17 protein-coding genes are annotated in these 21,055 nt (G+C 61.5%); 8 read left to right on the forward strand and 9 right to left on the reverse strand.

From position 1 onward, the window contains the following. Position 1: 1 nt before the first annotated feature. From MESS4_RS21205 to MESS4_RS21215, 3 genes are all read right to left on the reverse strand, one after another. On the reverse strand, positions 2-799 hold the full coding sequence (locus tag MESS4_RS21205; RefSeq protein WP_006335347.1) for a xanthine dehydrogenase family protein subunit M: 798 nt from the start codon (positions 797-799) through the stop codon (positions 2-4). Positions 800-899: 100 nt separating this feature from the next. After that, positions 900-3,251 carry a xanthine dehydrogenase family protein molybdopterin-binding subunit gene (locus tag MESS4_RS21210; RefSeq protein ID WP_006335349.1) on the reverse strand — a complete coding sequence of 784 codons (2,352 nt, stop codon included), beginning with the start codon at positions 3,249-3,251 and terminating at the stop codon, positions 900-902. Positions 3,252-3,366: 115 nt separating this feature from the next. Continuing rightward, entirely contained in the window at positions 3,367-3,867 is a 501-nt protein-coding gene (locus MESS4_RS21215; protein WP_006335351.1) for a (2Fe-2S)-binding protein, read from the reverse strand. Positions 3,868-4,189: 322 nt separating this feature from the next. Between MESS4_RS21215 and MESS4_RS21220 the strand changes: the two genes are divergently transcribed. Both MESS4_RS21220 and MESS4_RS21225 read left to right on the forward strand, forming a co-directional pair. After that, entirely contained in the window at positions 4,190-5,308 is a 1,119-nt protein-coding gene (locus MESS4_RS21220; RefSeq protein WP_006335352.1) for an FIST signal transduction protein, read from the forward strand. Between the two features lie 122 nt (positions 5,309-5,430). After that, entirely contained in the window at positions 5,431-6,771 is a 1,341-nt protein-coding gene (locus MESS4_RS21225; protein ID WP_006335353.1) for a hybrid sensor histidine kinase/response regulator, read from the forward strand. 5 nt (positions 6,772-6,776) lie between these two features. Here the strand turns inward: MESS4_RS21225 and MESS4_RS21230 are convergent, their stop codons facing one another. Beyond that, the gene (locus MESS4_RS21230) at positions 6,777-7,154 is read right to left on the reverse strand and encodes a VOC family protein (protein WP_006335354.1); all 378 of its coding nucleotides are present in this window, start codon (positions 7,152-7,154) and stop codon (positions 6,777-6,779) included. Between the two features lie 41 nt (positions 7,155-7,195). Next, positions 7,196-7,876: a response regulator transcription factor gene (locus tag MESS4_RS21235; protein ID WP_006335356.1), complete on the reverse strand. Its 681-nt coding sequence runs from the start codon at positions 7,874-7,876 to the stop codon at positions 7,196-7,198. A 191-nt stretch (positions 7,877-8,067) separates the two neighbouring features. On the opposite strand from MESS4_RS21235, the gene maiA reads away from it, so the two are divergent. Together maiA and MESS4_RS21245 are read left to right on the forward strand one after the other, a co-directional pair. Next, on the forward strand, positions 8,068-8,718 hold the full coding sequence (gene maiA, locus MESS4_RS21240; RefSeq protein ID WP_006335358.1) for a maleylacetoacetate isomerase: 651 nt from the start codon (positions 8,068-8,070) through the stop codon (positions 8,716-8,718). Between the two features lie 27 nt (positions 8,719-8,745). Next, a complete protein-coding gene (locus MESS4_RS21245) occupies positions 8,746-9,789 on the forward strand; it encodes an arabinose dehydrogenase (RefSeq protein WP_006335360.1) in 1,044 nt (347 codons plus the stop codon). 12 nt (positions 9,790-9,801) lie between these two features. On the opposite strand, the gene MESS4_RS21250 is transcribed toward MESS4_RS21245, so the two are convergent. After that, entirely contained in the window at positions 9,802-10,695 is an 894-nt protein-coding gene (locus MESS4_RS21250) for a DMT family transporter (protein ID WP_006335362.1), read from the reverse strand. Positions 10,696-10,802: 107 nt separating this feature from the next. Between MESS4_RS21250 and MESS4_RS21255 the strand changes: the two genes are divergently transcribed. Next, positions 10,803-12,212, forward strand: a complete 1,410-nt coding sequence (locus MESS4_RS21255; protein WP_006335364.1) for a PLP-dependent aminotransferase family protein — start codon at positions 10,803-10,805, stop codon at positions 12,210-12,212. A gap of 21 nt (positions 12,213-12,233) precedes the next feature. Here MESS4_RS21255 and MESS4_RS21260 read toward each other — a convergent pair whose 3' ends face one another. The 3 genes from MESS4_RS21260 to MESS4_RS21270 all read right to left on the reverse strand — a co-directional run bounded on the left by MESS4_RS21260 (position 12,234) and on the right by MESS4_RS21270 (position 14,753). Then, positions 12,234-12,731: a MaoC family dehydratase gene (locus MESS4_RS21260; RefSeq protein ID WP_006335365.1), complete on the reverse strand. Its 498-nt coding sequence runs from the start codon at positions 12,729-12,731 to the stop codon at positions 12,234-12,236. 183 nt (positions 12,732-12,914) lie between these two features. Further along, complete coding sequence (locus MESS4_RS21265) at positions 12,915-13,340, reverse strand: phasin family protein (RefSeq protein WP_006335366.1); 426 nt, start codon at positions 13,338-13,340, stop codon at positions 12,915-12,917. A gap of 114 nt (positions 13,341-13,454) precedes the next feature. After that, the gene (locus tag MESS4_RS21270; RefSeq protein ID WP_006335367.1) at positions 13,455-14,753 is read right to left on the reverse strand and encodes a DUF445 domain-containing protein; all 1,299 of its coding nucleotides are present in this window, start codon (positions 14,751-14,753) and stop codon (positions 13,455-13,457) included. 295 nt (positions 14,754-15,048) lie between these two features. On the opposite strand from MESS4_RS21270, the gene rirA reads away from it, so the two are divergent. The 3 genes from rirA to MESS4_RS21285 all read left to right on the forward strand — a co-directional run bounded on the left by rirA (position 15,049) and on the right by MESS4_RS21285 (position 20,947). Further along, positions 15,049-15,510 (forward strand): iron-responsive transcriptional regulator RirA, encoded by a 462-nt coding sequence (gene rirA, locus MESS4_RS21275; protein WP_006335368.1) that lies wholly within the window; start codon positions 15,049-15,051, stop codon positions 15,508-15,510. A 189-nt stretch (positions 15,511-15,699) separates the two neighbouring features. Further along, positions 15,700-18,717 carry a hypothetical protein gene (locus tag MESS4_RS21280; protein WP_157385636.1) on the forward strand — a complete coding sequence of 1,006 codons (3,018 nt, stop codon included), beginning with the start codon at positions 15,700-15,702 and terminating at the stop codon, positions 18,715-18,717. Beyond that, the gene (locus MESS4_RS21285; protein ID WP_036241809.1) at positions 18,707-20,947 is read left to right on the forward strand and encodes a hypothetical protein; all 2,241 of its coding nucleotides are present in this window, start codon (positions 18,707-18,709) and stop codon (positions 20,945-20,947) included. Before MESS4_RS21280 ends, MESS4_RS21285 begins: the two co-directional genes overlap by 11 nt. Positions 20,948-21,055: the final 108 nt, after the last annotated feature.

Below are 21,055 nucleotides of genomic sequence, written 5' to 3' on the forward strand. Positions count from 1 at the left end.
GTCAGGCGTTGGCGGCGGCCACCGCGCGCTTGGCCATCACCGCGACCAGATTGGCGCGGTAGTCGGCCGAGGCGTGGATGTCGCTCATCAAATTCTTCGCCGGCACTTTCATGCCGTCCAGCGCCGAAGCCGCAAAATTCTTGGCCAATACTGCCTCGATCTCCTTCGAGCGGAAGACGCCGTCGTCTCCTGCCCCGGTGACGGCGACCCTGACGCCATCCTTGCCCTTGGCCACGAACACGCCGACGATCGCATAGCGCGAGGCGGGGTTGCGGAACTTTTCATAGGCAGCCTTGGCCGGCGCGGTGAAGGTCACCGCGGTCACGATCTCGCCGTCCTTCAGCACCGTCTCGAACAGCCCCTTGAAGAACTTGTCGGCGCCGAGCTCGCGCTTGTTGGTGACGATGGTGGCGTCGAGCGCCAGCAGGGCCGCCGGATAGTCGGCTGCCGGATCGTTGTTGGCGATCGAACCGCCGATCGTGCCCTTGTGGCGCACCGCCGGGTCGCCGATCAGCGACGCCAGATGGGCAAGCGCCGGACAGGCCTTTTTCAGCTTCTCGTCGCTGGCGACGTCACAGTGCGTGGTGCCGGCGCCGATGGTGATGGTCTTGCCCGACACCTTGACGCCTTGCAGTTGCTTGATCCGCGACAGGTCGACGAGATCGGAGGGGGCGGCGAGCCGCGTCTTCATGGCGGGGATCAGCGTCATGCCGCCCGACAACAGCTTCGCATCGCCGCTCTTGATCAGCTTGGCGGCCTCAGTGACCGAGGCGGCACGGTGATAGTTGACTGCGTACATGGGATTCTCCCCTAAGTGGCGGTGAATAGTGAATGGTAAATGGTGAATGGCCAGATTGGCACCGCGTTCGCGTGCCGCTTTTCCATTCACCATTCACTATTCACCCCTTTTTCGTCGCCCGGATCGCCGCCCAGACCGTGGACGGCGATGCCGGCATGGCAATATCGGTGATGCCGATGGCGTCGGTAATGGCGTTGATCACCGCCGGCGGCGAACCGATGGCGCCGGCCTCGCCGCAACCCTTGATGCCGAGCGGGTTGCCCGGACATGGCGTGTTCGAGGTCGAGACCTTGAACGACGGCAGGTCGCTCGCGCGCGGCATGGTGTAGTCCATGTAGCTCGCCGTCAGCAGCTGGCCGCTGGCATCGTAGAAGGCGCCTTCCAGCAGCGCCTGGCCGATCCCTTGCGCGATGCCGCCATGCACCTGGCCCTCGACGATCATCGGATTGATGATGTTGCCGAAATCGTCTGCGGCGACGAACTGGATGATCTCGGTCGTGCCGGTTTCCGGATCGATCTCGACCTCGCAGATATAGCAGCCGGCCGGGAAAGTGAAGTTCGACGGATCGTAGAATGCGGTCTCCTTCAGGCCTGGCTCCATGCCACCGGGCAAATTGTGGGCGGTGTAGGCGGCGAGCGCCATCTGGAACCACGGCACGCTCTTGTCCGTGCCCGCCACCTTCAGCGAGCCATTGTCGATGACGATGTCGCTCTCGTCGGCCTCGAGCAGATGGGCGGCGATCTTCTTGGCCTTGGCCTCGACCTTGTCGAGCGCCTTGGCGACGGCCGACATGCCGACGGCGCCGGAGCGTGAGCCGTAGGTGCCCATGCCCATCTGCACCTTGTCGGTGTCGCCATGGACGATCGAGACGCTGTCTATCGGCACGCCGAAACGCTGGTTGACCAGTTGCGCGAAGGTCGTCTCGTGGCCCTGGCCATGGCTGTGCGAACCGGTCAGCACCTCGATCGTGCCGACGGCATTGACGCGCACCTCGGCACTTTCCCAAAGGCCGACACCCGCTCCAAGACTGCCGACCGCCGCCGACGGCGCGAGGCCGCAGGCCTCGATGTAATTGCTCATGCCAATGCCGCGCAGTCTGCCTCTCTTGGCGGCAGCCGCCTTGCGCTTTTCAAAGCCGGCATAGTCGGACGCCGCCATCGCCGCGTCGAGCGAGGCGGCATAGTTGCCGGCGTCATAGTTCATGATGACCGGCGTCTGGTGCGGAAACGATGTGATGAAATTCGCGCGGCGAAGTTCCGCCGGCGAGACGCCCAGTTCGCGGGCGGCGGTCTCCATCGTGCGTTCGAGCACATAGGTGGCCTCCGGCCGCCCTGCCCCACGATAGGCGTCGACTGGCGCGGTGTTGGTGTAGACGGCGCGCACATTCGCATGGATAGCCGGAATGTTGTACTGGCCCGACAACAGCGTCGCGTAGAGATAGGTCGGCACGCAGGACGAAAAGAGTGACATGTAGGCGCCGAGATTGGCGATGGTGTCGACCTTCAGTCCGGTGATCCTGTTGTTCTTGTCGAAGCCCATTTCCACGGTCGAGACATGGTCGCGGCCATGGGCGTCGGTGAGAAAACTCTCGGTGCGGTCGGCCACCCATTTGACCGGCACGCCGGTCTTCTTCGAGGCCCACAGGCAGACGATCTCTTCGGGATAGATGTAGATCTTCGAGCCGAAGCCGCCTCCGACATCCGGCGCGATGACGCGCAGCTTGTTTTCAGGCGCGACATTGTAGAAGGCGCTCATCACCAGGCGCGCCAAGTGCGGGTTCTGCGAAGTCGTCCAGCAGGTGTAGTGATCCTCCGCCTTGTCGTAGTGGCCAAGGGCCGCACGCGGCTCCATGGCGTTGGGCACCAGCCGGTTGTTGACGATCTTCATGCGGGTGACGTGGGCAGCGGCCTTGATCGCCGCGTCGGTCGCCTTGCCGTCGCCAAGCTCCCAGTCGAAAATCAGATTGTTTTCGGCTTCCGGATGGATCTGCGGCGCACCTCTTTCGAGTGCCTTCGGAGCATCGACGACCGCCTTCAATTCCTTGTAGGTGATGTCGACCGCTTCGGCCGCGTCGCGCGCCTGGCTCTTGGTTTCGGCGACCACGACGACCACCGCGTCGCCGACATAGCGAACCTTGTCGAAGGCCAGCGGCGACCACGCCCCCATCTTCATCGGCGAGCCGTCCTTGGAATGGATCATCCAGCCGCAGATCAGGTTGCCGATGCCGTCGGCCTTGAGTTCCCTGCCGGTCAAAACGCCAATGACGCCGGGCATGCCTTGCGCCTTTTTGACATCTATCTTCTTGATCTGCGCATGTGCGTGCGGGCTGCGCACGAAGGCCGCATGCTTCATGCCTGGAACCACCATGTCGTCGACATAGCGGCCGGCGCCGGTGATGAACCTCTTGTCTTCCTTGCGCGCCACCCGAGCGCCGACGCCTTCAATGCCCATCGCAGAAATTCCTCCCGGTGAATGGTGAATGGTGAATGGTCAATAGTGAATGGCGAACTAGCGAGTGATTGGAGCCTGGACCAGACTATTCACCATTCACTATTCACCATTGACTTCACGCAGCCTGCCTGGCCTTGCCCTTCGCCCCCTTGGACATCGTCACTGACGCGGCGAGGATCGCCTTGACGATGTTGTGGTAGCCGGTGCAGCGGCAGATATTGCCTTCGAGCTCGACCCGCACCGTGGCTTCGTCGAGACCTTCGGGATGGCGGTTGATCATATCGGTCGCCGCCATGATCATGCCCGGCGTGCAGAAACCGCATTGCAGCCCGTGATGCTCCTTGAACGCCGCCTGCACCGGATGCAGATCGGCGCCGTTGGCCAGACCTTCGATCGTCAGCACGGTCGACCCGGAGGCTTGCACCGCCAGCATCGAGCAGGACTTCACCGCCTTGCCGTCGACATGGACCACGCAGGCGCCGCATTGCGAAGTGTCGCAACCGACATGCGTGCCGGTGAGGCCGAGATTCTCCCGCAGGAAATGAACCAGCAGCGTGCGGTCTTCGGCGACGCCGCCGACCCGCTTGCCGTTCACCGTCAACGATACTTCCGACATGAAACCTCCCTGGGTAATTACCTTGGTCGTTCTGTCGCCGATGCGGCGCGGGCGCTCCGGCTGTTCGCTCTTCCTCCACCCGTGTAACACACGGAAAAAGCGGCTTGAAATCCCGAAGTCGTGAGAATGCAGTTCGCCCGAAAGTCCGCATATTGTACTTTCGGTCACGCTGGCTCATTGCCAAAACCCCCGCTTCAAGACAACAATGATTTTCGACCCCCCGCGCCCAAGGCGAACAAAAGAGTCGCGAACAAGAGAGCGTCGGAGGAAACGACAGGAGGAGCCGCTGGCCAGCTCACGGACGCGCTATGCATGCGGCCTGTTGGCGCTCACCACCGACGAGCCCGACACCGACGCGTTCGCCCGGGCAGTGGCACTGGAAGCCGCCGCCATCGACGCCGGCTTCGCCCTGCTCTTCTTCTCGCAAAGCCTTATCGAGGCGGCCGCCCTGGCGGATGCGCTGAAAACCCATGCGCCGGCGCTACGCTATGCCGGCTGCTCGACCGCCGGTGAGATCACACCTCAGGGCCTGGAGGACGGTCATATCCTGGCGATGCTGCTTCCCTCCGCGTCGTTCTCGGCGGCCAGCACCATGGTCGAGAATCTGTCCTCGTCGGGCATGGACAAGATCACCGGCGAAGTCGAGACGCTCAGGCGTTCGTTGCGTGGAAGCGGGCCCGAGCGGGCCAAAAGCACCTTCGCGCTCTGCCTCATCGACGGCCTGTCCTATGCCGAGGAAGCGGTGACCTCCGCCATCCATTGGGGCCTCGACGACATTCCACTGATTGGGGGGTCGGCCGGCGACGATCTCAAATTCGAGACGACGCGGCTGATCTCGAATGGCAAGGTCACCTCCGACAGCGCCATCATCGTGCTGATCGCCACCGAAATTCCTTTCCACGTCTTCAAGACCGACAATTTCGTTCCCACCGACGAGAAGCTGGTGGTGACGGCATCCGATCCCGATCATCGCATCGTGCGCGAGTTCAACGCCATCAATGCCGCCGAGGAATACGCCGCTTCGGTTGGCATCGTCGCGCAGACGCTGACGCCGCTCAGTTTCGCCTCGCATCCGGTGGTGGTGAAGGTGGGCGGCGAATATTACTGCCGCTCGATCCAGAGGATGCATCCGGACGGCTCGCTGTCGTTCTTCTGCGCCATCGACGATGGCGTGGTCCTTTCCATCGCCCAGCCCAAGGATATGGTGGAAGCAACGCGCGCCGCCCTGAGGGACGTCGAGGACAGGTTGGGCGGCATCGACATGATCCTTGGTTTCGACTGTGTGCTGCGCCGGCTCGACGCCCGCAACCGGCAGGTCTTTCGCGATATTTCGGAACTTTACCGGGTCAACAATGTCATCGGCTTCGGCACCTATGGCGAACAATACCGGTCGATGCATCTGAACCAGACATTTACCGGCATCGCCTTCGGCGAACGCTAGTGCATGTCGCCCAAAAGTGCGTAGCGGTTTTGGGATAACGACATGCACAAAACAAGGACTTAAAGCGCATCGCCTAAATCACTTTGGTCGCGACGCGCTTTAAGCGCAATAGGACATTTCCCATGCCGCTCAGGGACATCACCGACCTGGAGAAATTGAAGAAGATCAACGCCGCCCTGGTCAGCCGCGTCGAGCGGTCGATGGACCAGCAGGGCAACGCCTTCTCGCTCTTCCAGACCGCGATTTCCCTGGAAAACCGCGTGCGCACGCGCACTGAGGAACTGCATTCGACCTTGCGCCGGCTGGAGCAGTCGAACATCGATCTCAGCGCCGCCAAGGAAAACGCCGAGCTCGCGAACCTGTCCAAGACCAGGTTCCTGGCAGCCGCCAGCCACGACGTGCTGCAGCCGCTGAACGCCGCGCATTTGTCCGTCTCGGCGCTGGCCGAGGTGCAGACCTCCGACGAGGGCAAGAAACTGGTCCGGCAGGTTGAGCGGTCGCTGGAGACGATGGAGGATCTGCTCCGCACCCTGCTCGACATTTCCAAGCTCGACGCCGGCGTCGTGCAGCCCGACATCGGCGACGTCAATCTGGAAACGCTGTTTTCGTCGCTGCGCTCGGATTTCCTGCCGGTCGCCGACTTGAAGGGGCTGACGCTAAAGTTCCGGCCGGTCAATGCGGTCGTGCGTTCGGACCGCACCTTGCTGCGCCGTGTCCTGCAGAACATACTTTCCAACGCGTTGCACTACACACGCTCCGGCGGCGTGCTGGTCGGTACCAGGCATCGCGGCGACACCATCCGCATCGATGTCGCCGATACCGGCTGCGGCATTCCCGACGACCAGCGCGAGGCCGTGTTCGAGGAGTTCCACCGCGGCACCATCTCGGCCGATGCCGGGCTTGCCGGCGGCGGGTTGGGGCTGGGCCTCGCCATTGTGCGCCGCATCGCGGCCGCACTCGGCCATCCCGTTACGTTTTCCTCGAAGGTCGGCCACGGCACGATCTTCCACATCGACGTTCCGGTCGGCATCGGCGCCACGGCCGACGCCATCGCCAACGCCACCGACATGGAGCGGCCGCGCGGCTACGGTCTGTTCGGCACAAAGGTGCTGCTGGTCGAAAACGACGCCGAGGTGTTGCAGGCGATGACGTCCCTGCTTGAACGCTGGCAATGCCTGGTGCGCGCCGCCACCTCGACTGACGACGCGCTCGACATGCTCGGCGACACCGACTGGGTACCGGACATCGTCATTGCCGATCAGCACCTCGACGGCGGCGACCTCGGCACCGCCACCGTCGCCGAGGTTCGCGACTATCTCGGCCGCGCCGTCCCGGCGCTGATCGTCACGGCCGACGGTTCGGAGGCCATTGCGAAAGCCGCCCGCGCGGCCGGCATCGAGCTGATGCGCAAGCCGCTGAAACCAGCGCAGCTAAGGGCGCTGCTGGCGCATCTGCTGGCTTAGATGTTTTACAGCTGGTTGCTGACTTCGACCAGGTTCCCGTCGGGATCCCTAAAATAGACTGACAGAATGGCACCGGCTGCTCCAGAGCGTTCGCCAGGCCCGGCGACGATCTTGATGCTTTCCGCCGAGAGCTGCTTCACAACCTGGTCGATCGGGGTATCGGTGAGCACGCAGAAATTGCCGCTGCCCGGCACCGTGTCGCGCGCGATGTCGGGAAAGGCACGTGCGTCCTGAAGGCTGATTTTATTGGCGCCGAAATGCAACGACCATTTGCCGGGCCGCTCCTGTCGCGGCTCCATGCCAAGCACCCGTTCGTAGAAGCGGCAGGCGCGCTCGACATCATCGACCGCGAGAACGATATGATCGAGCGCTGTGACTTTCATCGTGCCCGTCCTGTCGCGCGAACGCCTAGCCGCGGCCGATGCTAAAACCCGGCCTGATCGCGAAACAGCTCCGCATTGTCCAGCTTCGAAACCTCGATCACCGCTTGCGTGCGGCTGTAGACGTTGAGCTTGCGCAGAATTTCGGAGACATGCGCCTTGACCGTGGTTTCGCCGACCTGCAGCTCGTAGGCGATCTGCTTGTTGAGCAGGCCCTGGCGCAGCATCTGCAACACCCTGAGCTGCTGCGGCGTCAGCTTGGCAAGACGTTGCACCATCTCGGCGCGATCGGCGCTCTCGGCGTCCGGCGGCTGGCCTTCATAGGTTTCGGGCACATAGATGGCACCATCCATCACCGAGCGGATGGCTGCGGCCAGGTCGCTCTTGCGCGCCGATTTCGGAATGAAACCGGCGGCACCATAGGACAGCGCCTCGGAAATGATCTTCGGCTCCTCATAACCCGAAACGATGACCACCGGCAGGCGGGGATAACGGGTCCGAAGCTGCAGCAGCCCTTCAAAGCCATGCACGTCAGGCATGCTGAGGTCGAGCAAGGCAAGATCGAAGGGCTTGGCGTCAGCCAGAAGCTCGAGTGCCTCGGCGATGGTGCGCGCCTCCACCGTATCGACCTCCGGATAGGCCATCTGCACGGCGCTGTGCAGCGCCTCGCGAAACAGCGGATGGTCGTCGATGATCAAGAACCGGGCACGGTCACTGGCTGTCATTTGCTGCTGTCACTTGGGTTCATTTCGGTTCGCTCCGCTACAGGATAGTCCCGCGACCATGGCCAGATTATTGCCAAATAGTACATCGCGGGAACACCTGGCCGACAAGCCGGTCCTTTCTGCGATGCAACAGCTTGCCCGGCGGTCCAAATCGGTCGAATGTGGCGGCAGCAAATCGAAGCCGTGACCTGATGAGCGACATCGTCCTCCACAATTACTACCGCTCCTCCACCTCCTACCGCGTACGGATCGCATTGGAGATGAAGGGCCTGACCTACGAGTATGTGCCACACCATCTGCGGCACGGCGAGCATCTGGAACCAGCCTATCTCGCGGTCAATCCGCAAGGGCTGGTGCCGGCGCTGATCCTGGGCGACGGTACGCTTTTAATGCAGTCGCTGGCGATCATAGAATTCCTCGACGAATCCAACCCCGAGCCGCCACTGCTGCCGAAGGATGCGCTGGGCCGGGCGCGCGTCAGGATGCTGGCGCAGATGATCGCCTGCGACATCCATCCGGTGAACAATCTGCGCGTGCTGACCTCGCTTCGCACCCTGTTCGGCGCCGGCGACCAGGATGTCGTCAACTGGTTCCGGCACTGGGTGAATGAGGGTTTCCAGCCGCTTGAGACGATCCTGGCTTCGTCGCCGGAAACAGGAATGTTCTGCCATGGCGATTTGCCTGGCCTGGCCGATATCTGCCTAGTCGCCCAGATCGCAAGCAATACCCGTTTCGGCGTCGACTTGACGCCCTATCCGACGATAACCCGCATCCACGCCGCTTGCATGGCGTTGCCGGCCTTCAAAAAGGCGGCCCCGGAAAACCAGATCGATGCCGAATAGCAGCGCAAGAAGCATGAGGAATTGCCTATGAAAGCCGTCATCTTCGAAAAGTTCGGCGAAGCGCCGACCATCCAAACCGTTGCCGATCCGACGCCAGCGCTGGAAGGCGTCGTCATCAAGGTCGAGGCGACCGGGCTCTGCCGTAGCGACTGGCATGGCTGGATGGGCCACGACGACGGTATCCGCCTGCCGCATGTGCCGGGTCACGAGCTCGCCGGCGTCGTGGTCGCCACCGGCAAGCAGGTGACCCGCTGGGAGCCCGGCGAGCGCGTCACCGTGCCGTTCGCCGTCGGCTGCGGCCGCTGCTTTGAGTGCACGTCCGGCAATCATCAGGTCTGCGAGCACCAGTCCCAGCCCGGCTTCAACGCCTGGGGCTCGTTCGCCGAATATGTCGCCATCGACTATGCCGACACCAATCTGGTCCGCTTGCCGGACGAGATGGAGTTCGCCACCGCCGCCAGCCTCGGTTGCCGTTTCGTGACGTCGTTCCGCGCCATCGTCGACCAGGGCCGGGTGACGCCGGGCGAATGGGTGGCTGTGCATGGCTGCGGTGGCGTCGGCCTGTCGGCGATCATGATCGCCAGCGCCATGGGCGCCAACGTCATTGCCATCGACCTGACCGACGAGAAGCTCGATTTCGCCAGCAAGATCGGCGCTGTGGCGACGATCAATGCCGCGAAAACGCCGAATGTGGTCAAGGCGGTCAAACAGATCACCAATGGCGGCGCGCATATGTCGATGGACGCGCTCGGCCATCCCACCACCTCGTTCAACTCGATTGCCAACCTGCGCCGGCGCGGCCGCCATGTGCAGGTCGGCCTGATGCTCGGCGATCACGCCAGGCCGCAAATCCCGATGGACAAGGTGATCGCTTTCGAACTCGAAATCCGCGGCAGCCATGGCATGCAGGCCTACCGCTACCAGGCGATGATGGAGATGATCCGCACCGGCAAGCTCAAGCCGGAGCTGTTGGTCGGCAAGAGGATCAGCCTCGAGGAGGCGCCGGCCGCGCTGATGGCGATGGGCGGTTTCGAGGGCATCGGCATCGGCGTTGTGACCAAGTTCCAGTAACGCGCGGCGCAGTCACTGCGCGGCCACCTGTTGCGGCACAGCCTGCTTGGCGAACCTCTTAGCGCCAACGACGCAAAGCACCACGGCGACCGTGACGGCGATCATCACGGGACTGACCTGCTCATGCAGCAACGTCGCCGCCAGCGCGAGGCCGAAGAAGGGCTGGAGAAGCTGCAACTGCCCCACCGCGGCAATGCCACCCAGCGCCAGCCCGCGATACCAGAACACAAAACCGATCAGCATGCTGAACAGCGAGACATAGGCAAGGCCGATCCAGGCGTTGATGCCGACGCCGTCAAACGACGCCGGCTTGGTCATCAGCGTCAATGTGAGCATCACCGGCAGCGACAGCACCAGCGCCCAGCAGATCACCTGCCAGCCGCCGAGCCGGCGCGACAGTGCGGCTCCTTCGGCATAGCCAAGACCGCATGCGATGATGGCGGCAAGCATCAAACTATCGCCCAGCGGCGAGGCCGATCCGCCCTGCGCCAGCGCAAAGCCGGCCACGAGGGCGCTGCCAAGGCACGAAAACAGCCAGAAAGCCGGCCTTGGGCGATCGCCGCCGCGAATGACGCCAAAGATCGCGGTCGCCAGTGGCAACAGGCCGACAAAAATGATGGAGTGAGCCGAGGTGACGTGTTTCAGCGCCAGCGCGGTCAGCAAGGGAAAGCCGACAACTACGCCCAGCGCGACAATCACGAGCGACATCAGATCGCCGCGCTCCGGACGTTTCTGTCGGAACAAGAGCAGCATTGCCAGACCAAGCAGTCCGGCTATCGCAGCGCGGGCCGCGGTCAAGAAGATCGGGTCGAAATCCATCACCGCCACGCGCGTCGCCGGAAGCGAGCCGCTGAAAATCAGCACGCCTATGAACCCGCTGACCCAGCCGCTCGCCGTCTTGTCCATTAAAGACTCCTGATGTTCTCGCTCACTATCGGGCCAAGACGTGTGGCTTTGCCAGAGACAATGCAGTACAATTCTAAGAAACTGTTATGGTCTAGAGAGCAGTACGGATGGATGAACTGACGACGGAAAGCGAGGGCAACAGGACGCTTGTCGAAAGCGTCATGGTAACGATCAGGCACCGGATCGCCGCACGGATCCTGACGCCGGGAGCACGGTTGCCGTCGATCCGCGCCTTTGCCAAGACCATGCAGGTTTCCAAATCCACCGTGGTCGACGCCTATGAACGTCTTGCCGCCGAAGGAGATATCCGTTCGCGGCCGGGTTCGGGTTACTATGCCGCCGGGCCAATTGCGCCTTTGTCATTGGCCGAGATCGGCCCCCGGCTCGACCGGGCAGTCGATCCGCTCTGGGTTTCGCGCCAATCCCTGGAAGCGGGCGAGGACGTGTTGAAGCCAGGTTGCGGCTGGCTGCCGGCCTCATGGATGCCGGAGGCTGGCCTGCGCCGGGCGCTGCGGACGGTGGCGCGGGCCGATGCCGCTACGCTAGCCGATTACGGCACCCCGCTCGGATTGCCGCCACTTCGTCATCTGCTGGCGCGGCGGCTCGCGGCGCACGGCATCGACGCCTCTCCCGAACAGATCATGCTGACGGAATCGGATACGCAGGCCATCGACCTCCTGTGCCGGTTCCTGCTTGAGCCTGGCGACGCGGTGCTGGTGGATGATCCCTGTTATTTCAATTTCCATGCCTTGTTGCGCGCCCACCGGGTCAAGGTTGTCGGCGTTCCCTACACGCCGTCTGGGCCGGATATCGAGTTGTTTGCGCAGGCGCTGGCCGAGCACAGGCCGCGCCTCTACATCACCAATTCCGCGCTTCACAACCCGACAGGCGCGATACTGTCGCCGGTCGTTGCCCACCGCCTGCTCAAGCTTGCCGATCAATCGGGACTGACGATCATCGAGGACGATATTTTTGCCGACTTCGAACATACGCCCGCCCCCCGGCTGGCGGCATTCGATGGCCTCGACCGGGTCGTCTATATCGGCAGCTTCTCCAAGACGCTTTCAGCCTCGATACGCTGCGGCTTCATCGCCGCGCCCCGGCGCTGGATGGAGGGTTTGACCGATCTCAAGATCGCCACGTCCTTTGGCAACGGGCGGCTCGCCTCCGAATTGGTGCTGACGCTGTTGAAGGACGGGAGCTATCGTAAGCATATGGATTTGCTGCGGGCGCGGCTTTCGCGCGCCATGGCCGAAACAACCACCCGCCTGCAAGCCATAGGCATCGCGCCATGGATAGACCAGCCGGCAGGCATGTTCCTGTGGTGCAGCCTGCCGGAGGGGATGGATGCCGCCGAGATCGCCCGTTACGCCTTGTCGGCCAACATCGTGCTGGCGCCCGGCAATGCGTTCAGCCTGTCTCAATCGGCCAGCCGTTTCATGCGCTTCAACGTCGCGCAATCCAGCGATGAGCGGATCTTCAGGACGCTGGAAGCGGCGATGGCGCGTTGTGACTGACGGTCCGGGCTTGGTGCCGCCTTAGGCCCCTGCCCGCCTCCGTCGCTCATACAGCATGACCAGCGTTTCGGCCGTCAGCGCGGGCTTCTGCTCGCCTTCAATCTCGACCGTATTGGCCGCCTTCATCAGGTACTGGCCCGGCCCTCTGTCTTCCACGGACAAGAGCGTCGTGCGCAACCTGATGCGCGCGCCGACCCGGACAGGCGACAGGAAACGCACTTTGTCGAAGCCGTAATTGAAGGCGGCCTGCGTATTTTCCGGCACGATGCCCATGTCGAGCGCCAGCGCGCCGATGATCGACAGCGTCAGATAGCCATGCGCGATGGTGGTGCGGAACGGGCTTTGCCGCCTTGCCCGTTCTGGGTCGACATGGATCCATTGGTGGTCGCCCGTGCATTCGGCAAACTGGTCGATGCGGTTCTGGTCGACCGTCGTCCAGTCGGACACGCCAAGTTCCTGCCCGGCCATGGTCCTGAGCTGCTCATAGGTCGGCGGCGTCCTCGGCCGTGTTTCCGTCATTCCTGCTTTCCCGATCGCTGGCCTGCCTCCGGACCACGAACCGGCCGCCTCTGTCAATTCGCCCTGTGCGATTCCGTTCCGCCATATTCGGCCGGAGTCGCGCCGGGGCCTATCCCACGCACCGGAAGCGGTTTATCCAGCCAGGAGAAATCCGGCTCGACCGCTTTGGCTACGATCGATCTACTACTTCTCGTAGCCGGCGCGGATCTCGGCCATCGCCTCCTTGATGCGGTCGCGCAGGATCTCGACGGATTCGGTGCCGGACGTCTTGACCAGTTCGGCAACCTCGCCGGCATTCTTCAGCGCGGTTTCGAAGGATTTCCTGGCGAACTCCGTTTGTTTCGTCATCAACTCCTGCGGATTGCCCGGCGCCCTGTAACTTTGAGCCATGTCGGTAATCTCGCGCAGCGTGTCCTGCAGCATCTCGCGCTGCCTGGACATAAGCGACTGCGCTCCGGCAGCACTTGCCCTGGCCGACTTTTCCAGGGCTTCGAGGTTCTTGCGGTGGTGGCTGAGGATCGCCTCGACATCGACGTTCGGCAACTTCAGGTCGCGGCCGAACCTGCCGAACATGTCCATGAAGGAGTCGGAATCCGGTTGCTTTGCCATGATGGTTCTCTCCCCTGTTGCCGCGAATGCGGCACCTGGAGAGAAGAATAGAGCACCGGAGCTTCGCGGTCCATTCGGACAGGCAACGAACGTTTCAAAGCCGTGCGCAGCGCCTCAGTTGACCAGAAACAGCCGTTCCACCGTATAGAGCACGACACCGGCAAGGCCGCCGATGACCATGCCGTTGAAGCGGATATATTGCAGGTCCCTGCCGATGTTCATCTCGATCAGCCTGGTGAGCTGGGCAAGATCCCAGCGCCTGACCTGGTCGGCGATGAATTTCGACACGCCGCTCTTCTGGCTTTCGACAAAGGAGGCCAGCGCCACGACGAAGCCCTGGTTCATGTCGGCCCTGATCTGCGGATCGCCGGCAAGATGTCGGCCGACCTCGACGAACATGCTGGCGAGATGAGCGCGGATCATCGAGTTAGGCGCCTTGGCGTCCTGCTCGATGAACAGGCGCAGACTGTCCCACATGTCGCCGGCCAGCGCCTTGAGTTCCGGCCGGGCGAGGAAATCGCGCTTCAGTTTCTCGGCGCGCCTTGCATATTGCTTGGATGTCCTCAGCCGCTCGATGAAGCTTTCCACGAAGCGGTCGAATTCGGCACGCATCGGATGATCGGGATCGGCCCTCACCTCATCGAGCAGCGAACCGGCGGAGGCGACGATCTTCTTCAGGAGATAGGCGTCGGCGCGAAACAGGTTGAACAGCGACGGCAATTCCTCGCGGATCTTCTCGCGCATCGTCGCCAATGCCTCTTCATCGCTGAGGAACCGGCCGACCACCTTGGTGAACTCGTCGAACAGTTTCTGGTGGCGGCGGTCGTCGGTCAGGGCCGACAGCAATTCGGCGGCGAGCGGCGCCAGCGGCACCTTTTCGACCTGCTCCAGCATGCGGCTGGTGACGAAGCCACGCAGGCCGGACTGCTCGATGGCCGCCAGCGTCTGCGGCACCAGACGGCCGACGAACTGCGACAGACCGGCCGCCCGGTCGGCGTCCGACAGCCAGTCGGCGACGAGCGCGGAAAAGTCGACCTCGGCGAGTTTTTCGCGCACCGGTTCCGGCGCCAGGAAATTGACCTCGATGAAGCGGCCTAGATTGTCGGCGATGCGGTTCTGATTCTCGGGAATGATGGCAGTGTGCGGGATCGGCAGGCCAAGCGGCCGCTTGAACAGCGCCACCACCGCATACCAGTCGGCCAGCCCGCCGATCGTCGCGGCCTCGGCAAAGGCGGCGACGAAACCCAGCCACGCAAAGCGGCCTTCGAACGACTTGGCCACCGCAAAGATGAGCACGCAGAGCGCAAGAGCTGCCGTGGCGAGGAATTTGGTGCGCCGCAGCGCCGAAAGCTTGGCGTCCGCATCGGCGTCGGACCGGGCGACAGGCCCCCAAGCCTGGGCTGGTTGTGACATGGAACCGCTCCTGGTGGATCTCGCGGACTTACTTAGTAACCCGCCCAGCCGAATGCGCGCCACATTTCATCCCAGTCCGATTTGCGCGACCGCGCACACAAAGTTGACGATAATATTCAACTATCATGCGGTGCTTGTCTGGAATTATTCCAAGGTATAGGCCATATTCACTCATGTCGCCCAAAACTGCGCCGCGGTTTTGGGATGACGGCATGGACAAAGACAAGGTCCTGAAGCGCGTCGCTCGTTTGACGCGGTGCGTTTTAGGATCAAGCCACTGCTTCGCGAGGACAAAATGCGCCTGACACGCCAGACCAACTACGCCATGCGCATCTTGATGTATTGCGCCGCGAACACCGATCGGCTGAGCCGCATCCCCGAGATCGCCGCAGCCTATTCGGTGTCCGAGCTTTTTCTCTTCAAGATCCTGCAGCCGCTGGTCGAGCATGGCCTGGTCGAGACGGTGCGTGGCCGGAATGGCGGCGTCAGGCTCGGCCGTGCTGCCGAATCGATCAGCCTGTTCGACGTCGTGCGAGTGACGGAAGAGAGCTTTGCCATGGCGGAATGCTTCGAGAACGATGCCGCCGAATGCCCGCTGGTCGACAGTTGCGCGCTGAATTCGGCACTGCGCGAGGCGCTCAACGCCTTCTTCGCCGTGCTTGCGCGCTATACGATCGCCGACATGGTGGCCGCACGACCCAATGTGCGACACCTGCTCGGCATCGACATGCTGGAGCAGCGGGCGCCAGCCGCCTGATCTCTGGTTAATGCACGTGGCCCCAAAAGTGCGCAGCGGTTTGGGGAACATAAAAACAAACTCTTATTGAACGTCCTAGCCGTGTAAGTGTACGTTGTATCGCTCTGACTTCCGACGCAGGTGCTAACCGCGTTCTTCATTAGGCACAAATTTGTCCTCCATAAAAAAAGCGACGCGCTGAAAAGCTCCGTGAAGAAGAGAGCACCTAGCCCTGCAACCACGCGCCAGACTGCCGGCCCCGGCTTTACCTTTGAGGATCTTTCATCTGGATGGTTGGCGACTAGGATCCTGACCGGCGAAAAATTGCCAGGGGTTGGAGTCGGAGGTACAAAAATCCAGTCGCAGACTGACGCATTGCACTGGCAGATCGATGACCTATTGGTGACGGCTGAAGCAGACGGCAGCCACCTTGCCCTCTCGTGCAAGAGCAACACGCAGGTGTCGGCCAACGGCCTACCAGCTGATTTCGTTCAGCGCGCCTGGAAGCAATGGCGAGACCCCGACAGCCCGATGCAGCGAACGACCGATGTGTTGGCGCTTGTGACGCGCGGGCGGCACGCGGCGTTCACACCGCCATGGAGCGATATCGTCAGCTGGTGTTCAGGTGACGACCCGGCTCTCGCTATCGCGCGCATTCGAAAAACGCAAAAGCACGCGCGCATCTTTGAGAGCATCCAAGCGCCGGGCGGCTCCGGCATGGCAACGGACTCCGAAACCGTCGAACTGATCCGGCATCTCGCAGTCATCCCGCTCGACTTCCAGCTTGATCAATCATCCTCGGTTGAGGAAGCGATCGCCAGATGCCGGACGCTCTTGCAGACTGGCGACCTAAACGAGGCGCAATCGGTCTGGACCGATTTGTTGCAAATGGCTACGACCACGCGAGTCGGATCCGGTACGCTGACACTCCGCACGATTTGGGAAAATCTCCGCGCAAAATATCGCCTCAAGGATCGACCGAGCTTCGAGGGGTCATGGAACGCTCTCCGAGCGTTGACCTTGGACTACAAAGCGCGGATCGAGACAGCGCTTCCTTCAGGCGTTGTCATTGACCGCAACAAGGACAAAGCCAAACTGGCGGAGCTTCTGCGGGATCAGCCAATCGTGGCAGTGTTCGGCGAATCCGGCAGCGGCAAGTCGGCCATTGTCAAAGTGACGTTGGACGAGTTGTTCCCTGCGCAAAACCAAGTGTGGCTTGGCGCGGAACAAATCGATGCCGCGACCAGTGAGTTGGATCGATCGCGGCTCCAAATTTCATACCCCTTGCATGACGTCCTTCTGGCAAGCACCAGCGCCGGCAATATGCTCGTGATTGACGCGGCCGAGAAGCTTGATGCCGACGCACTCTCTCGAACTAAATTGTTCATTCAGCGCCTCATTCCACCTCCCAGTTCGACAAGCCCACTACAGTGGCGCGTCGTGTTTGTCAGTCAAACTGAAGGTTGGCGCGACCGCCTCCAGCCGTTAATCGGCCAAGCGGTGCAACGTCCTCTGAGCGTCGAGGCAATCGACGTCGAGGACGTGAGAACTGCACTCCGCTCAAGCAGCGATTTGCGTTGGCTGGCTAACCGGGATGAAACGGTGGTGGCCCTCACTAACCTGAGAACCCTCGGGTGGGTCGTCCAAGCATCGGCCGCGTTTCAGGCGGGGAGTGAGGCACTGACGTCGCCAGCGGCAATAGCGGACCGTATCTGGGCATTTTGGACGCAAGAGCGACCGGCGTCCCAAAACTTGCTCATTCGACTGGCGGAACGTGAAGCGGAGTTCGTGCGAAGCTTCGCGCTAAGCGAGTTGGACGCGACAGACGCCGTAATCTTCCAGAACAGGCCAGCGCACCTGCCGCTCCGGAAGAACGCGCGCAACCGGATTGAGTTCGAGCACGATCTCGCAGCGGATTGGGCCCGGTTCCAACGGCTCAAGGAAATTTCGCATGATGTCGATCGGTGGGCTGTTTTGGCCAACAATCCGCATTGGGGCGGAGCATTGCGCCTTTTCGGTCAATTCCTTTTGCGCGAGCCCGTCGGCGCCTCGAGTGAATGGGATGAGGTGCTCTCGGTCTTGGAGGCGAAAGGAGCCACGTCCGCTGCTGACATACTGCTGGATGCACTGTGCCTTGATCCGCAGGCTGCCCGATTTTTGAATGACCGCGCTGAACTGTTGTTGTCGAAAGGTGGTGAACGGCTGAATCGCCTACTTCGTCGGTTCCTTCACATCGCCACGTTACCCAGTGCGCCGGAGGCACTACAAAACGTCGATCGTTCCTTCGCACTCTATGTGGAAGATAAGTATCGCACCCCGATCATTGGGCTTTGGCCCGCAATGGCGAATTTTCTTCATGCGCATCTGGCGCAAGTTGCGGAACTCGTATCCCCGACCGTGGCGGACGTATGCGCAGCGTGGCTAACCACGACCCCGCTGCGGCTGCCTGGGGATATTCCCTTGCCGTATCGCAAGGAGTTCGCCGAGATCGCATTAGCGACAGCGCGATCTCTCCAGATTGAACAGGGCAAAGATATAATCTACTTTGGCGATGGTGAGCGCCCCATCTACACGGCGGCGTTTTCCGGTGGATGGGATCTCCCTGACGAGGTGGCGACCTGGGCGTTGGAAATGATCCAGCGGCGTCCTCAAGCTGAGGAGGTTGCGAAGAAGATCGCTGAGGCCAAAGCAAAGGCGGCGGCAGACCATGCGGAACGGATGAAGTCCGATCCCGAGTATAGGGATCATCAGAGAGAATTGGCCGCGCAACGATCCAGCGGTCCGATGAGCTTCCCCAGTTCGCGAAAGCTGCCGCCTTGGTCAATGGGCCCGAAACGCCGGGTCGAGAATGATTTTCGTCATGTTGTCCTTCATACGGCGGCGCTGACGCCGCTAATGAACCTCCGTCCCGAATTGGTCGCGGAGATCATGCTTGCCGCTATCATTGAAGGAAACCCTAGAGAGGAATATTCCGACACGCTGCATTTTGACAAGGTCGGGCTGGAATACGACGCCGAAAGCTATCCCACCGCCTTCTGGAAAAGCCAATTCCTCGTCTTCCTGCAAATCAACCCTGACATTGCGCTGACAACTCTCATCCGTCTGGTGAATTTCGCCACGGAAAGGTGGGCGCATCCCCGGAGGGGCAGCCACAGGAAACCGCGCCAGATCAGACTTGCCATGCGACGGCAGGAAGGCGTCTTATCTGGGCGACGGGATGGTCTTTGACTGGACCCAGCAAGAATCCAACTCGACTGGACAGCTTCACTGTGCACTGAACGGCTTGGAACGGTGGCTGACTTTGCGGTTGGATCAGGGAGCAGACATTGACCGCTATCTAGAACGGCTTCTGGACGAAGGGAATTCGCTCGCCTTCATCGGCCTGCTAGTGAACATCGCCAAGTACCGGCCTGTCCTGTTGTCGGGCGTGCTCATGCCAGTGCTCAGCAGCGAGAGCGTGTTCTGGCTTGATGCGGGCAGGGTCAAAAACAGCCGATTCAACGCATTCGCGTGGTGCCGCACAGGAGAATCCGTTTTCAACGCAGCGCGGGATTGGGCGGCAGCGCCTTATCGACAACGGAATTTGCTAGAGCTCGTCAGTCCGCTCATACGTCGGGACGTTGGCGTTGCCACCTTCCTCAAAGCAGCGATGTCTAATTGGAAAAAACCCAAAGCACCCAAGGAAGCCATCGAATTCAGTATCCTTTGCGCCCAGCTCGATGAAGCAAATTATCGGGTCAATCACGACCCGCATACCGGCGAAGAAACGGTCGAGTTCGATTGCCCCGAAGCAGTCAAAGTCGAGGCTGTTGCTTTCCAGCAGGCGAGCGCTCCAAAACTACGAAATCTCATGCTCGCATATCGGTGCGAGCAGGTTCTTCAACAGCGCGGCGAACTGGCAGATCGAGACGCTGAGATCCTGGCGAGCGTGTTGACCGCCGCGCCGACCGAAGACGATTCTGACGATAAGGGCCGCCAAGCGCTCAACAGATTGGCGGCGGCCGCGACACTTGTTGTCTGTGCTGGCGCGTGGCTTGCGGCTAGGCGCGATGCGGAGGAAGCGGCCAAGTCCGAACTCCGAGTTGCCGCCGATGGCATTGCAAACGATTTCGAGTCACTACGCCGACGGCGTGTCAGGTTCGACGAACCTCTAAAGTTCGCGGCGCATGGGATCTTTCATCTGTGGCGCCGTGGCGGCAGCGAAGAACCCCGATGGGAGCAGGCCCTGCTTTGCATTCTGACTAGCGGCGATGGGCATGCGGCCGGCGTGGTGGGTTTCCTTGCCCACCACCACCGGACGGCGCTTGGTGAGCGGTGGTGGCGCCTGCTGCAACTCGGCACCCTGTGGTCAGCCTTGTCGATGCTCGGACCGGACTATGATGACCTGCCCGACATCGCCGTGCACTGGCAACGCTGGGTGCGGTGGCTGCGCTCCCGACGCGTGTCGGGCGTGCCACGCGACAGATCTCACCTTGATCCGCTAGGCACTTGGCAGCGGCTTAAATCTCTAGAACGAGCGCGCTGGCGTCGTCGCGCATCCGACGAAAATAGAGACTGGTTGCCACCATCGCACGAAGAAAGGGTTTCGCACGGTCTCGATACGGGCTTCCTTGCCAGTTTCTTTGGCTGGCTGCTCGCCGAAGATTCGCGCCCAGAAGGAGAGAATCTCGAAGCTGCCGGCGAGATGATTTTGTTGCTTTGGTCCTATGAAGCCGCCTTTTGTTCGGAGCACCGCAACGAGCGCGACGAATATAGCCTGCCTGATCAGTTTGGGTACAATATCATTGCCAAGCTGGCTTTCTATGCGGCGCACCTACAGGCGGACCGCGCATCGGAGGTTTGGCGGGGAGTACTGGGCCTTGGCCCCGCTGCGCGCCACCTCATCGAGCATTTTGTCGGCGCATGGTTTATTGAACTGAGCCACGGTTGCGATGCAACCGCGTTCTGCGCGCGCTGGCAAGATATGATCGAGTTCGCACTGGACGGCGAGTGGACCAAGGGCGGCTACTGGTTCGATGAACAGCGGATATTGCAGCAACTGCTGGGATTTGGTTCTGAGGCGTTCCTGACAAATCTGCCTGACGCTGCTTCAACTGTGCTCGCTATGCGGGAACTCTACCAGCGCTGGGCAGAAACCAATCTGCAGATTGATGAGGAAAATGTAGCCGCGTTCGCCTACTTTCTTGCCTCGAAGTCTGGGACGAAACTGCGGACCGATGGCGTAAAATGGCTGGCCGCATCATTCGGCGGAGCAGTCCATGAACAGTATTGGCGAGATCGAAAAGGCACCGGAGATGCTTTGGTCAATCTCCTCGACGTAACACTCCAAGAGAACGCATTGGTATTGAGGCGGGATCCGACGGCTCTGGATGCGCTGGTGGCATTGGCGTCTTATCTTGTGGCTAGGCAGGTTCCCACGGCGCTGACGCTTCAGAAGCGCATCAAGCGCTTAAGATGACCAGCCCGGATTGTTGACTGGCTTCGATCTAAAAACGTCAACATTCGTCCAGCGAAATCCAATTTAAAGAAGACTATTGATTTCAAATCGAAATTTGGATCATCGTTG

The organism is Mesorhizobium sp. STM 4661, assembly GCF_000359125.1.
In the GTDB taxonomy this organism is placed as follows: Bacteria; Pseudomonadota; Alphaproteobacteria; order Rhizobiales; family Rhizobiaceae; genus Mesorhizobium.

Excerpts from the sequence above, each read along its gene's own strand:
- MESS4_RS21205 (WP_006335347.1), bottom strand. The coding sequence starts at position 799 with ATGTACGCAGTCAACTATCACCGTGCCGCCTCGGTCACTGAGGCCGCC.
- MESS4_RS21210 (WP_006335349.1), bottom strand. The coding sequence starts at position 3,251 with ATGGGCATTGAAGGCGTCGGCGCTCGGGTGGCGCGCAAGGAAGACAAG.
- MESS4_RS21215 (WP_006335351.1), bottom strand. The coding sequence starts at position 3,867 with ATGTCGGAAGTATCGTTGACGGTGAACGGCAAGCGGGTCGGCGGCGTC.
- MESS4_RS21225 (WP_006335353.1), top strand. The coding sequence starts at position 5,431 with ATGCCGCTCAGGGACATCACCGACCTGGAGAAATTGAAGAAGATCAAC.
- MESS4_RS21230 (WP_006335354.1), bottom strand. The coding sequence starts at position 7,154 with ATGAAAGTCACAGCGCTCGATCATATCGTTCTCGCGGTCGATGATGTC.
- MESS4_RS21235 (WP_006335356.1), bottom strand. The coding sequence starts at position 7,876 with ATGACAGCCAGTGACCGTGCCCGGTTCTTGATCATCGACGACCATCCG.
- maiA (WP_006335358.1), top strand. The coding sequence starts at position 8,068 with ATGAGCGACATCGTCCTCCACAATTACTACCGCTCCTCCACCTCCTAC.
- MESS4_RS21245 (WP_006335360.1), top strand. The coding sequence starts at position 8,746 with ATGAAAGCCGTCATCTTCGAAAAGTTCGGCGAAGCGCCGACCATCCAA.
- MESS4_RS21250 (WP_006335362.1), bottom strand. The coding sequence starts at position 10,695 with ATGGACAAGACGGCGAGCGGCTGGGTCAGCGGGTTCATAGGCGTGCTG.
- MESS4_RS21255 (WP_006335364.1), top strand. The coding sequence starts at position 10,803 with ATGGATGAACTGACGACGGAAAGCGAGGGCAACAGGACGCTTGTCGAA.
- MESS4_RS21260 (WP_006335365.1), bottom strand. The coding sequence starts at position 12,731 with ATGACGGAAACACGGCCGAGGACGCCGCCGACCTATGAGCAGCTCAGG.
- MESS4_RS21265 (WP_006335366.1), bottom strand. The coding sequence starts at position 13,340 with ATGGCAAAGCAACCGGATTCCGACTCCTTCATGGACATGTTCGGCAGG.
- MESS4_RS21270 (WP_006335367.1), bottom strand. The coding sequence starts at position 14,753 with ATGTCACAACCAGCCCAGGCTTGGGGGCCTGTCGCCCGGTCCGACGCC.
- rirA (WP_006335368.1), top strand. The coding sequence starts at position 15,049 with ATGCGCCTGACACGCCAGACCAACTACGCCATGCGCATCTTGATGTAT.
- MESS4_RS21285 (WP_036241809.1), top strand. The coding sequence starts at position 18,707 with ATGGTCTTTGACTGGACCCAGCAAGAATCCAACTCGACTGGACAGCTT.